General features: G+C 71.7%; 11 protein-coding genes. 10 read left to right on the top strand and 1 reads right to left on the bottom strand.

Annotated elements, in window-relative coordinates:
• Positions 1-43: 43 nt before the first annotated feature.
• The 6 genes from LX14_RS17530 to LX14_RS17555 all read left to right on the top strand — a co-directional run bounded on the left by LX14_RS17530 (position 44) and on the right by LX14_RS17555 (position 6,836).
• Positions 44-1,537 (top strand): tyrosine-protein kinase domain-containing protein, encoded by a 1,494-nt coding sequence (locus tag LX14_RS17530; protein WP_253648662.1) that lies wholly within the window; start codon positions 44-46, stop codon positions 1,535-1,537.
• A 5-nt stretch (positions 1,538-1,542) separates the two neighbouring features.
• Complete coding sequence (locus LX14_RS17535; RefSeq protein WP_253648663.1) at positions 1,543-2,799, top strand: alpha/beta hydrolase family protein; 1,257 nt, start codon at positions 1,543-1,545, stop codon at positions 2,797-2,799.
• Positions 2,796-3,479: a YveK family protein gene (locus LX14_RS17540; protein ID WP_253648664.1), complete on the top strand. Its 684-nt coding sequence runs from the start codon at positions 2,796-2,798 to the stop codon at positions 3,477-3,479. The genes LX14_RS17535 and LX14_RS17540 overlap by 4 nt, the downstream gene beginning before the upstream one ends.
• On the top strand, positions 3,476-4,750 hold the full coding sequence (locus LX14_RS17545) for a lipase family protein (protein WP_253648665.1): 1,275 nt from the start codon (positions 3,476-3,478) through the stop codon (positions 4,748-4,750). Before LX14_RS17540 ends, LX14_RS17545 begins: the two co-directional genes overlap by 4 nt.
• Positions 4,747-5,979, top strand: coding sequence for a lipase family protein (locus LX14_RS17550; protein WP_253648666.1), 1,233 nt, complete (start codon positions 4,747-4,749; stop codon positions 5,977-5,979). The genes LX14_RS17545 and LX14_RS17550 overlap by 4 nt, the downstream gene beginning before the upstream one ends.
• A 68-nt stretch (positions 5,980-6,047) precedes the next feature.
• The gene (locus tag LX14_RS17555; RefSeq protein ID WP_253648667.1) at positions 6,048-6,836 is read left to right on the top strand and encodes a class I SAM-dependent methyltransferase; all 789 of its coding nucleotides are present in this window, start codon (positions 6,048-6,050) and stop codon (positions 6,834-6,836) included.
• Positions 6,837-6,870: 34 nt separating this feature from the next.
• Here LX14_RS17555 and LX14_RS17560 read toward each other — a convergent pair whose 3' ends face one another.
• A complete protein-coding gene (locus tag LX14_RS17560) occupies positions 6,871-8,394 on the bottom strand; it encodes a cellulase family glycosylhydrolase (RefSeq protein WP_253648668.1) in 1,524 nt (507 codons plus the stop codon).
• Between the two features lie 173 nt (positions 8,395-8,567).
• Between LX14_RS17560 and LX14_RS17565 the strand changes: the two genes are divergently transcribed.
• The 4 genes from LX14_RS17565 to LX14_RS17580 all read left to right on the top strand — a co-directional run bounded on the left by LX14_RS17565 (position 8,568) and on the right by LX14_RS17580 (position 13,337).
• Positions 8,568-9,848, top strand: a complete 1,281-nt coding sequence (locus LX14_RS17565) for an acyltransferase family protein (protein ID WP_253648669.1) — start codon at positions 8,568-8,570, stop codon at positions 9,846-9,848.
• Positions 9,849-9,982: 134 nt separating this feature from the next.
• Complete coding sequence (locus LX14_RS17570; RefSeq protein ID WP_253648670.1) at positions 9,983-11,542, top strand: beta-galactosidase; 1,560 nt, start codon at positions 9,983-9,985, stop codon at positions 11,540-11,542.
• The gene (locus LX14_RS17575; RefSeq protein WP_253648671.1) at positions 11,539-12,732 is read left to right on the top strand and encodes a lipase family protein; all 1,194 of its coding nucleotides are present in this window, start codon (positions 11,539-11,541) and stop codon (positions 12,730-12,732) included. The genes LX14_RS17570 and LX14_RS17575 overlap by 4 nt, the downstream gene beginning before the upstream one ends.
• On the top strand, positions 12,729-13,337 hold the full coding sequence (locus LX14_RS17580; RefSeq protein WP_253648672.1) for a TetR/AcrR family transcriptional regulator: 609 nt from the start codon (positions 12,729-12,731) through the stop codon (positions 13,335-13,337). Before LX14_RS17575 ends, LX14_RS17580 begins: the two co-directional genes overlap by 4 nt.
• Positions 13,338-13,348 lie beyond the last annotated feature (11 nt).

The following is a 13,348-nucleotide window of genomic DNA, read 5'->3' on the forward strand; positions in this document are numbered from 1 at the left end:
AACGATGAAGGATCGGCAACCCACACACGAACGGAGTCGCCCCTTGGCGATCGGGGATTACTTGCGGGCCTTCCGGCGGTTCTGGTGGCTCATCGTCGTGGTCGCCGTCATCGGCGCCGCCGGGGGCTACGTGTGGTCGTTGGTGGCGCCGGCGAAGTACGCGTCCACGGCGCAGCTCTTCGTCACCACGCAGAGCGGCACCTCCGTCGGCGACGCGTACCAGAACAACCTCTTCTCGCAGGAACGGGTCAAGTCCTACGCGGGGCTCGCCACGAGTCGCCAGGTGGCCGCCCGCGCGGTGGAGCAGCTGAAGTCGTCGATGTCCGCCGACGACCTGCGCGCGAAGATCACCGCCGCGCCGGTGCTCAACACCGTCCTGCTCGACGTGACCGCGTCCGACTCCGATCCCGTCGCGGCACAGACCTACGCCAACGCCGTCGCCGACCAGCTGGTGCAGCTCGTCAGCGAGCTCGAGACGTCACGCCGCGGAGGCACGCCCGCCGCCGGTGCGATCCTCGTCGACGACGCCGACTACCCGTCGTCGGCCTCGGGGCCGTCGCTGGTGACCCGGATCGGGCTCGGCGCCGTCGCGGGTCTGGCCCTGGGCGTCATCGCCGTCATCGTGCTGGCGCTCGTGGACACCCGGGTCCGGCGCCGTGAGCGCGTGGAGGAGATCGCGGGCTCGCTCGTGCTGGGGGAGATCCCGGCGGACGCGCATCGTCCCGGTGTCGCGGTCGTCGACCCCGCCGCCGGGGGTGAACTGGTCGAACGCACCCGTCAGCTGGCGACAAACCTGCGGTTCGCCCGCAGCGCGGACGGCACGCGTCCCGTCGTGATCGCGGTGACGAGCCCGGCGCACGGTGACGGTCGTTCCACCCTTGCCGTCGACCTCGCCGCGGTGCTCGCGGAATCGGGTCGTCGTGTCCTGCTCGTCGACGGTGACCTCGTCTCGCCGACGCTCGCCGACCGCCTGATCGTCGGCGGTCCGGGCGGTCGGTCGCAGCCGGTGTCGGGACTGAGCACGGTGCTGCTCGGCGACGACACCCTCGACGACGCGGTGATCAACCGCGTCGGCGGTCGGTCGTTCTCGCTGCTGCCCGCTGGGCCGGTCCCGGCCTCGCGCGGTCAGCTGTGGGGCGGTGACCGCGCCCAGCAGGTCTTCGCCGACCTCTCGGTCCGCTACGACCACGTCGTCGTCGACACCCCACCTCTCGCCGACAACACCGACGGCGCCGTCGCGGCGGCTCTCGGCGACGGCGCGCTCGTCCTGGCCCGCCTCGGGCACACCCGCAGCACGGCGCTGCGGCGCGGTCTGGAGTCGATCGCGACAGCCCACGCGCAGTTCCTCGGTGCGGTCGTGACCGGCGCCGGGCAGACCCGCGGCGGCAGCGGTGACGATCGCGGGGCAGCCGACGATCAGTCGCAGCACCGATCCGATCCGGGGTCGGCGTCGAACCAGGACGGGGACGATCACCGGGGGGCACACCACCGCCGTGCGAACGACCCCGACGACGATCCCATGACCGAAGGTCGATGACTCGCATGCCCACTCGCCGGACATCCCGCCGCACCGCGGCCATCTCTCTCGTGGTGGCCGCGATGGCGGTTGTGTCCGCGTGCGCGACGGGTACGCCGGCGCCCCCGCCGGGTGACACCCCCCAGGCGACGAGTTTCGCCCCGCCGTTCGCCGGGACACCCTCGGTGTCACCGCCGGCGGTCGGCGGCACCGCGCGCGGCTCGCTCGTCTCCGTCCGGCCGCTGGACGGCAACGCCGAGCTCGAGGACGTGGAGGCCCGTGTCGAGCGCGTCGTCTACCGGTCGACGGACGCGCGGGACGGATCGCCGACCGAGGTGTCCGGCGTCGTGGCGATCCCGCCGGGCACCCCGCCGAAGGGCGGCTGGCCGGTCATGGCCTTCGGTCACGGGACCACGGGTGTGCTCGACAAGTGCGCACCCTCCGACTTCAGCACCCTCGTCGGCAACGGCTCGATGATGGCCAGCATGGTCCAGAGCGGCTTCGCGGTGACACTCCCGGATTTCCAGGGACTCGGTGTCCGCGGGTACCGCCACCCGTTCCTCGACGGGGCGACCTACGGCAACAACATGATCGACTCGGTCCGCGCCGCCCACAATCTCGACCCCTCGGCCGTGAGCACCACCTGGGTCGCCTTCGGGCACTCGCTCGGTGGCCTCGCAGCCTGGGGCGCGGCCGACCGTGACGCGACCTACGGCGGGGGCCTGACACTCAAGGGCACCCTGGCGATGGCCCCGCCCGCCGACATGTCCGGCATGGCCGACGCCGCGCAGAACGGGACGCTGACCGCCGACCAGCGGGTCGCGATGATCTTCGCCCTGCAGTCGCTGTCGTGGACGAACCCGACGCTCGACATCAACCGGTACCGCTCTCCGTCGCTCGCGCAGAAGTGGGATCTCCTCCTCGACTGCACCGCGCCGCTGCCGGACGTCCTCAAGGCGCGGGAGACCGTGACGAACGCCGATCTCAAGCCGGACACCCCGGCCGACACCGATCGTCTGCGCGCGTTGCTGGAGCAACTCGCGGTGCCCAAGAACCCGGTCACGTCCCCGATGCTCGTCATGTTCGGCACCAAGGACGAACTGGTGAACTGGCAGTGGACCGAGAAGGCCGTCGACCAGGCATGTCGGATCGGCGGGACGATCGAGATCGACAAGCGGATGGGCGAGGGCCACGGCGACCTGGAGAGTTCCCGCGGACTGCCCTGGCTGAAGGACCGCATCGCCGGGCAGGCGGCCGACAACTCCTGTCCCGCGCGGACGTGAGACCACCCCACCCCGTTCCGGGCGTCGTCGACTACGTCCGCATCGCGGTGCGCGGTTGGGCGCTGATCCTCGCCGCGACGATCCTCTCGGCGGGGGCGGGACTGGTGGTCTGGGCGACGCACACGACGACGTACTCGGCCTCGTTCGACCTCTTCGCCGTGGTCGACGGTCCCAGCAACCCGAGAGCCGCGTTCGAGAACGACCGTGGAGGGCGGTCGCGTATCCCGACCTACGCGGACCTCGCGACCTCGCCCGAGGTGGCTGCGAAGGCGAACGAGGTCCTCGGTGGAACGGCGCCGGACCTCGCCGGCCATGTCACCGTGACCCAACGACTGGACTCGGCGCTCCTCACGGTGGCGGTCGCAGCCGACGACCGCGCCGACGCGGAACGACGCGTCACCGCGCTCGCGGGGGCGATGGTCGCCGTCTCGCGCCAGTTGGAGAACAACGACGACCTCGGTCCCCAGGCGTTCCTCACGCCGGTCGGCACCGCCGACCCCGCGGTCGCGGTCCACCCCTCCCTGGTGCGCGACATGGGGCTCGCTGCCGCGGTCGGTCTCGTGTGGGGGACCGTCGGTGTCCTCGCACTGGGGCTCCTGAACGACCGCGTGATGCACCGGCGTCAGGTCGATGCCGTCGTCGCCGACGTCCGGTCGCGCACCGTGGGAACCGGCGCGTGATCGCGCAGACCCGACTGCGGCGGTCGATCGCCGCGGTCCTCGTCACGATCGCCGCCGTCGGTGGTCTGGTCGCCTGTGGTGACGACACCCCCCGGTCGGCGCCGTCGACGACCTCCGGGGTGCCCATCGCGGGCGACTTCTCCGGGTCGGGTCCTGGCTCGCTGCGGTCGGCGGAGACCCTGCCGACCGTGGACCGTCGGGTCACCCGCCTCACGTCGACCGCCGCGCGCATCACCTATCAGTCGACCTCGGGCGTCGACGGGTCGTCGGTCGTCGTGTCGGGGACCGTGTTCTCCCCGATCGGACCGGCACCGCAGGGTGGGTGGCCCGTGATCGCCTACGGGCACGGAACCACGGGGGTGCAGCACGAGTGCGCACCATCGCTGTCGCCGTCCCTGCTGGGCGCCGCCGACGCGATCGGCATCCTCGTCAAGGACGGCTACGTGGTGGTCATGCCCGACTACCAGGGCCTCGGTCTCGACGACACGTATCACCCGTATCTCGACGCGGCGACCGTCGGGCACAACATGATCGACGGCGTGCGCGCCGCGAGGCAGCTCGTGTCCGGTACCTCGGACCGGTGGATCGCGATCGGCTCGTCCCAGGGCGGCCAGGCGGCGTGGGCGGCCAACGAGTTGTCCGGGAACTATGGAGCCGGTCTCGACCTCCTCGGCTCGGTGAGCCTCGCGCCGGTCACCGACATCAGCGACATGGCCACCAAGGCGGCGGCGGGCACCCTGACGCAGCAGCAGCAGGGGATCTACCCGTGGATCCTGTGGGCGCAGGCCAAGATGCACCCGGACCTCGACCTCGACGACTACCGGCACGGGACAGCCCAGCGTCGGTGGGATGTCCTGACCGCCTGCCAGGGCGATCTGGCGGCACAGCGGGCGTCGGTGGTGCGGCAGCTGACGCCCGACGACCTGCGCCCGTCGTCCCCCGCGGCCACCACCGCCCTGCGCGACGACTTCGCCCGGATGCGGCTGCCGACGCAGCGTGCGGGTGCTCCCATGCTGGTCGTGTACGGCGCGAAAGATCAGCTGGTGGACCCGCAGTGGACCGGTGACGCCATCGGTGACGCGTGTCGACGCGGGGACACCGTGGAGAGCTACCTGCTCCCCGAAGCGGGCCACGACGACATCGACGGCACGTTCGCGGTGGCCTGGATCCAGGCCCGACTGCGGGGCACACCCCCGCTGAACACATGCGGCCGCAGCGTGCCGCCACCCACCGCCCAGATCCCCGGCGCTTCGGCCCCGGACCAGCAGTGACCTCTCGCGCTCCGTGCGGTCGGCTCCTCGTCGTGGTCCTCGTCGCGGTGGTCGTGGCCGTCGCCGTGGCGGTCGTGGTGCTCACCGTCTCGAGGCGCAGCGAGACGCGTGCGCCCACCGCCGCCTCCGTTCCGGGGGCGCAGATCGGTGGCAGCGCACCGGGTTCGCTGGTGTCCGCCGAGCCGATGCCGGGGTTCGCGCGGTCGCTCGTGGGGTCGTCCATGCGGTCGGCGCGCGTGCTCTACCGCTCGGGGTCCGGGGACACCTCGGCGCCGACCGTGGTCTCGGCCGCTGTGTTCAGCCCCCGGCGCACGGCGCCGCCGGGTGGGTGGCCCGTCATCGCGTTCGCCCACGCGACGGCCGGGATCGACGAGCCCTGCGCACCCTCGTACTCGGACACGCTCAAAGGCCAGGTCGGCGTCCTCGATGCGTTCATCCGGCTGGGGTACGCCGTCGCGATGCCCGACTACCAGGGACTCGGTGCGCCCGGCGTGCACCAGTACCTCGACGCGCGCACGGCGGGGCTGAACACCGTGGACGCCGTCCGGGCCCTGCGTGCGACGTTCCCCGACATCTCGACCCGGTGGGGGGCCTATGGCGGTTCCCAGGGTGGCGGCGCGTCGTGGGCGGTGGCCGAACTCGGTACCCGGCGAGCCCCCGACCTGACGCTCGTCGGCGCTGTCGCGATCTCGCCCGCGGCCGACGTCTCCGGTCTCGTCGACAAGGCGCAGGCGCGAACACTGACCCCGGACCAGGGGCCCACGTTCCAGGCCGTCGTGGAGTCGCTGGCCCGGACACACCCCGACGTCGACCGCGACGACTTCCGTCGCGGGGACGCCGCGCGCGACTGGGATGTGTTGTCCGCCTGCGCCGGTCCGCTGCTCGATCGACGGGACGCGGCGGTCGCCGACCTGAGCGTTGCGGACCTCGCGCCCCGGACGACCGCGGCCGCCGACACCGTGCGGCGGGTGCTCGACTCGTGGGCGTTGCCGCAGGGGCCGTCGACCACCCCGCTGTACGTCGAATACGGCGGGCGGGACACGTTCGTCGACCCGCGGTGGACGACGGCGGCGCTGGCACGTCAGTGCGCTCTCGGTGGCAGTGTCACCTACCGACTCGATCCCGACCGGGGACATGGTGACGTCCCGACCGAGCAGGCACTCGAGTGGCTCGCCCGACGATTCGCGGGGACGCCCGCGACGTCGACCTGCCCCTCGCCCGGCCGGTGACGCCGAGGGTGATCAGGGCCACCGCTCCACCTCTGCACCGCCCGGGCCCCGCTGTTAGTGTCGCGTCCATGCGCACGGAGTTCGATGTCTATGCACGCCGTGGTCGGCGCCGGGTGCGGGGCTGGGTCCAACCCGAGGTCTTCGAACTGACGAAGGTGCTCGACGCCCGTCAGCGCTCGCTCGGTGTCCGCGGTGGGGCGGCCGAGATCGGTGTCCACCACGGTCAGCTCCTGATCGGGCTCGACCTCCTGCTCCGCGACGACGAGAAGTCGGCCGCGATCGACCTGTTCGAGGACCAGGACCTCAACGTCGACAAGTCGGGGCGCGGGGACCGGGCCCGTTTCGAGGCGAACGTCTCGCGGTTCACCGAGCCCGGGCGTGTCGCGGTCCATTCCGGCGACTCCACACTGGTGACCGCCGAACAACTCCGCGCCATGGTCGACGGCGACGTCCGGCTGTTCAGCGTGGACGGCGGTCACACGGAGAACGTCGTCCTGTCCGACATGATCCTGGCCGAGGAGACGCTCTCCAAGGGCGGCATCGTCATCGCCGACGACGTGTTCAACTTCGCCTGGCCGGAGGTCGTGACCGGCACCCTGCGCTACCTGGAGCGTCCGGATGCGTTGCGTCCGTTCGCGATCGGGTACAACAAGGTGTTCTTCGCCGAGTCGGAGTTCTGCGAACGGTATTCCGCCGCGATCGCCGAGCACTACGACAAACGGACGCTGTACCACTTCCGTCGCTCGACCTTCGGCGGATCACCGGTGGTCCTCGTCGCCGACGTCAGCCGGACCCCCCGCGAGATCCTCGCGCGAAGCCCGCTGGCCACCTCGATCTACCGGCGCCTGCGCAGCTGACCGATCCGATCCGGACATCCCGGCCCGCGTCGGTTCACGACTGCGACCGCATCGCACCGCGGTCGGGCGACCAGGTGATGGACCCGTGGTCGAAGTCGACCTTGACCGATCCGCCGCCGGCCGGCATCTCGTCGGTCACCGCGGCGCCGAGCGAGCGGACCCAGCCGTCCATGACGCCGCTGCCGATCACGTGGACGCCACCGATGTCGCTGGTGAACACCGTCGTGCCGTCGGCGAGATCCTGGTGGTCGTCACCGAACAGTCCCGTCGGGTAGGTGTCCGCGGTGATCGCCGCGAGGGCCACCTGCGGTGTGGTGGTGACGAATCCGCGGGGTGTCGCGTACACCGCGGCATCGCGCTGGAACCGCGCGAGCACCCCGGACCGCGTGGCGCGGAAGACAGGGCTGACGACCTCACCTCCATCGGGAGGCAGTGGTGCGTCGGAGAACCGGGCCGCGTCGGCACCGGGCGAGACGCCGTCGCGCGCGTAGTCGGTGACGACCGACGCTGCGGGCTTGGGGGTGAAGTCGCTGCGCAGGACGCCGAAGTTGTCCTCGTCGTCGGTCCTGCCGGTCGCGCGGTCCCGCAGCGTGTACCAGAACACCGGGCCCGCGAACGGCAACTGGACCCAGTCGCGGCCGAAGTCGGCGAGCATTCTCGCCTGGCGGTCGACACCGACGGCGGAGGTGGGCAGCCCGTACTCGGTCACCCACATCTTCTTCCCGCCGTCGCCGTGATCGCCCATCAGGCGGCGCATCTCGGCGATCTGCCTGCCGGGAGAGTCCGGGATTGCCCACGCCTGCCCCAGGCCGAGGTCGTACTTGTAGGGGTGGACCGAGAGGGCGTCGAAGGACCCTGCGGCCCCGTCGGCGTACATCTGGCGCAGGAAGTCGACGGGATCGCTCGTCGTCGTGGTGTCGACCACGGTCCCGAGTGCGCCGGCGACCACCGTGGCGTCGGGGTCCGCGGCCCGGATCGCCCGGTGGGCGTCCCGGAGCAGTCGTGTGTACAGCGACGCGTCGACCCGGGGCGCGAAGAACATCGAGCTGTTCGGTTCGTTCCAGATCTCGTATGCGGCGATGCGACCCCGGTAGCGCTGGGCGAGGGCACCGACGAACCGGTCCCAGGCGCCGACGTCACGCGGCGCCGAGTAGGGCCCGGTGACGGTCGGGTCCGCGGCCCACGGCGGCGACCCCCCGACGCTGGCCAGCACCTGCAGGCCCTTCGACCGGGCGGTGTCGACGAGGCGGTCGACGACCGACCAGGTGAAGGTGTCCGGTCCGAACGGCTGCACCGCGGCCCAGAAGACGGGGAGTCGGATCGACCCGACGCCGGCCGCGGCTGCCGCGGACAGGTCGGCGGAGGCGGCGGCGGCGGCCTCGTAGAAGACCTCGGCACCCATCGCGACACCGAACCCGTGCGCGTCGCGGACGATCGGGGACACGGCCGACGACGGCGGCGCACCGGAGGGCCCGTCCGCGCCACACGCGACCGGGCCGAGCGCCGCGAGGATCACCACGATCACCGTGGTCAGGCGGCGGGGCAACGGGCGACGCATGCTGCGACCTTTCACGGGCGAGGGGTCAACCGGGACACGGGGACCCGACGCGAGGAGTGAATCACGGATGCTGGACATGCCAGGGGAGCACGGGCCACCTATGATCCACATGCACACACCGCGGAGAGCGCTCGGGGGAGGCGCTGCTCTGTTCGGCCGACAAGGGGACACCGATGACCGAGCAGCGAGTCGAGGGGGTCGCCGCGGACGGCACGGATCCCACGACATCCGAGCCCACCGCCGCACCCCGGCGGTACCGACGCATCAGCGGACTCGACGGGCCCCGCGGCATCGCGTGTGTCTGCATCCTCATCGTGCACGTGGCGGGTCACTACTCGCCCGACACCGCGACGTCGGGCAAGTTGCAGCTCCTCGGGCAGGCGTTGATCTTCTTCTTCGCCCTGTCGGGCTTCCTGCTCTATCTGCCGATCGTCCGACACCTGTTCGCGGGACGCGACCACCAGCCCGACGTCCGCAGCTTCGTCGTCCACCGTGTCCTGCGGATCATGCCGTGTTACCTGGTCGTGTTCCTCATCGCGAACTTCGTGCTGCAGGCCGTGTTCGTCCGCAACGCCCAGCAGGCGCTCGTCGTCGGCAGCGAGGCGGGCACCGGCATGATCACCGACCCCGTCACGCTGCTCGCCAACCTCTTCCTGGTCCAGACCTACATCCCGGGCCTGATCCAGACCGGCATCAACCCGTCGTGGTCGCTGACGCTGGAGTACGCCTTCTACATCAGCCTGCCGCTGGTCGGGTGGGCCGTCTTCGCGATCCGTCGCCGCCGCCGCACCACCTCAGCCCTGCGCCTGGCGCTCGCCGCGCCTGTGGCGTTCGGGGTGCTCGGCGTCGCCGGCACTGCCGTCGCCGATGCCATCGCCCGCCACCAGGGCATCGACGACGTCGTCGCGGCCAACTTCGGGCCGAACTGGTCGGCGGTCATCCTGCGTAGCTTCCTGGGTGGGTCGCAGACCTTCACCTTCGGCATGATCGCGGCGGTCCTGTTCGTCGCCGTCGAATCCGGGGCGCTGTCGTCGCGCTTCGCGATCCGCGCGCGTCGGTGGGCGGCGATCCTGCTCCTGCCCTCGCTGCTGCTGATGCTGATCCTGCTGGTGGCGGGCAGCAACCAGCAGGTGGCGGCCACGTCCCTCGCATCGGGTCTCATCATCGCGGTCATCGTGTTGCCGCTGGCCCACGGTGCGCGGTCCCGGATCGCCGAGGTGGTCGACTGGCGCCCGTTCGAGTACCTCGGCCGGATCTCGCTCAGCATGTACCTCTGGCATTTCCCGCTGCTCATGCTGCTGGGCCGGTGGGGACTGCTCGCGGGGGACACCTGGGCAGGTCTCGGGCGCAACCTCGTGCTCGTGTTCGCGGCCACCTTGGTCTGCGCGTCCCTGACCTATCGCTTCGTGGAGAAGCCCGCCATCGCCGTCGCGAAGCGGTCCCGCACCCGCTGACGGGCACGCATGAGATTCCCCTCTTCACGGGGGCGCAAATGTCGTTCGCCACCGTGAACAGTGACTAAAGTCATCTCATCGACGCTTACAGGGATCGAAACGAGCGCGGCGGGGGGCCGACCCGGAGGTCGCTCGTGCGCCGGTCACGGCCCCGTCGCGTCAGCGTCTCGACGGCCGTCGTCGGTGTTCTCCTCGCGTTCGTGACGATGTCGGCGTGCACGACGGCGCCGAGTACGGCGCCGCAGGCCCCGACGACGACCACGCCGCTCGCGCCGCCGAGCCCCCTGGCCCGTGTCGGGGTCAGCGGGGGCACCAACATCATCGGGTCGAGCCCGGCCGTCATCGACCGGTCCATGCGTGCCATGAACGGCCTTGGTGTCTCCCTGCTGCGGATGGACATCGCCTGGCCCGCCGTGGAACCCCAGGAGGGCGTGTGGAACTGGGGGGCCACCGACGCCGTCGTCGACTCGGCGCGACGCCACGGCATCGAGATCCTCGGCATCCTCGACTACACGCCCGCGTGGGCGGCGGGTGAGCCCGGACCGATCGCGCAGCGACCGGCCTCGGCGGCTCGCTTCGGGGAGTTCGCGGCCGACGCAGCGCGCCACCTCGCCGGACGTGTCGACACCTTCGAGATCTGGAACGAGCCCAACGGGGGCTACTACTTCCGGCCCGGCCCCGACCCCGCGGCCTACACGGCCCTGCTGCGTGCGGCGTACCGCTCGCTGAAGAGCGTCGACGAGGACATCACCGTGGTGGGCGGGTCGATCGCCACCGCGGTCGACAGCGACACCACCATCAACGGCCTGCGGTTCCTCAAGGGGATCTACGCCGCCGGCGGCAAGGGGTACTTCGACGCCCTGTCGGTGCACCCGTACTCGTACCCCGCGTCGTTCTCGTCCGACCCGCACAACCCCGAGGCCGCCATGCGGATGGTGGCCGACATGTACGCGGTGATGCGCGCCCACGGGGACGGGGCCAAGAAGATGTGGGCGACCGAGATCGGGTACCCGACGGCCGGCGCGTTCCCGACGACGCCGGAGGCGCAGGCCGACGTGGTGACCGCGTCGGTCCGGGAGTGGTCGCAGCTGTCGTACGCGGGTCCGGTGATCGTGCACGAGTTGCGGGACCGCCGGACCGGTAGCACCGACAAGGAGGACGCGTTCGGGATCCTGCACACCGACTTCTCACCCAAGCCCGCCTACACCCGCCTGAAGGCGCTGATCGCGCGGCACATGGTCGACGACGACGTGCACCGACGCGTGATCGCGGCGGCGGAGACCGGCGATGCGAAGGTCGGCGGGGCGGTGACGCCGTGGTACCGGGAGATCTCGCCGCGCGGGATCCCCGTGGTGCGGCAGGAGTTCGCGGGCGGCCAGGTGATCTGCAGCCGGGACGACTGTTACGCCGCACCGTCGGCGGTGGTCGACTACCTGGCCGCGCGCCGCGCGGTCCCGGACGGACCGTTCCTCGACGGTCGGCAGGACGCCCGGGGCATCACACCGATGACCGTCTTCTGGTCGCCGGCGACGGGCGTGCACTCCCTGACCGGTGAGATGCTGGACGCATGGCGACCCGAGTACGGCTTCCCGACGAGCGACGAGTACGTGGACGGCGAGACGCGAGTGGTCCGATGTGCGGACGCCGTCATGCGTAAGCCCTTCGGGGAACGGATCCGGGTGCAGGTCTCGTGACCCGCGCGCTCCGGTGGGCGCTCGTCACGATCGCGGTGCTGCTCGTCGCCGTCGTCGCGGTCGGGTCCGTGGTGCTGTGGCCGGTGTTCTTCCCCGACAGCCCCCGACTACGGGTCCCGGGTGGGGACAGTCCCGGGTCGGTGGTCGCTGCGTCGGACTACGGCGATCTCACCGTGCCGATGAAGCTGGTCCGCGCGCAGGGCGCGAGCATCACCTATGTGTCGACCGATCCCTCGGGTCGACCCATCCGCGTCACCGGCACCTCGTTCGTCCCCGGCGGTACCCCGCCGCAGGGTGGGTGGCCGGTGGTCGCCCTGGCGCACGGCACCACCGGCATCGACCAGGCGTGCGCGCCGTCGCGGTCACCCGAGCTCGGCGGACTGCTGTCCATCGCGCAGTCCCTCGTGGGGGCCGGCTACGCCGTCGCCGTCCCCGACTACCAGGGTCTGGGCGCGCCGGGGGTCCACCCGTACCTCGATTCGCCCACCGCGGGTCGCGACGTCCTCGACGCCGTGCGCGCCACCCGCACGGTGTTCGGTTCCGTGTCGGCTCGCTGGGCGGGGTTCGGGTCCTCGCAGGGCGGCGGGGTCATCTGGGCCGCGGACGAGGAGAGCGCCGGCTACGCACCGGATCTGACACCGCTGGGCGTCGTCGCCGCGGCGCCGGCCGCCGACGTCGTCGGCCTGGTCGACAAGTCGATCGCCGGGACGCTCACCTCCGACCAGGCCCCGTCGCTGCAGCTGTTCATCGAGGCGGCGGCGCGCGCGAACCCGCAGATCGTCCGAGACGACTACCGGTCGGCGAACGGTGCACGACTGTGGGACACCCTGTCGTCCTGCAGCGCGGCCGCCGGCGCGAACCGCGCGGCGGCCATCGCCGCCCTGCGGCCGGGTGACATCGCGCCGCGCACCGCGGAGGCCGCAGCCCGGTTGCGGGCGCTGCTCACGTCGTACGCCCTGCCGCAGCGGCGCGCGTCCGCGCCGCTGTTGGTCCTGTTCGGTGACGCGGACACCTTCATCGACGCCGCCTGGACGCGCGCCGCCGTCCAGCGGGCCTGCGCGCTCGGGGATACGATCAAGGCCGTCGAGCAGCCGGGCCGGGGACACGGGGACGTCGACATCACCACCGCCCTGCCGTGGCTGCGGGACCGGTTCGCGGGCCTCCCGGCACCCACGAGTTGCGGTCGATGACCGCGTCCGCGCCCACCGGGGGGTCGTCGGAACGCACCTCCCGGAGCGAGGCCAAGGCCGAACGGCGTCGTGATCTCCTCGCCGCCGCCGCGGCCCTGATGGCACGGCGCGGGTACTCCGCGGTGCGACTCGAGGACATCGGTGCAGCGGTCGGTGTCAGCGGGCCCGCGATGTACCGGCACTTCGCCAACAAGCAGGACCTGCTCGCACAACTGCTGACCGATGTGTCCGAACGTCTCCTGCACGGAGGCAGCGAGGTGGTCGCGCGCGGCGACGCTCCCCGCGAGCGGCTCGCCGACCTGGTCGCCTTCCATGTCCGGTTCGCGCTCACCGAGCCCGACCTCATCGCGGTCCAGTCCCGTGATCTCGCATCGCTCGACGAGGGCCCGAGGGCGGTGGTCCGCCGCCTGCAGCGCAGCTACGTCGATCTGTGGGCGGACACCGTCGTCGACGTGCTGGGCGTGGGCCGCGAGGACGGTCTCGCTCGCGCCCACGCGGTCTTCGGTCTGATCAACGCCGCCCCCCGCATGCCCGACCTGCCGCCGGACACGGCCGCGCGACTGCTGACCGCCATGGCGGGCCAGGCTCTGACCGCGACGACGTAACACGACGCACG

Source organism: Williamsia deligens (assembly GCF_024171765.1).
Classification (GTDB): Bacteria; Actinomycetota; Actinomycetes; order Mycobacteriales; family Mycobacteriaceae; genus Williamsia_A; species Williamsia_A deligens.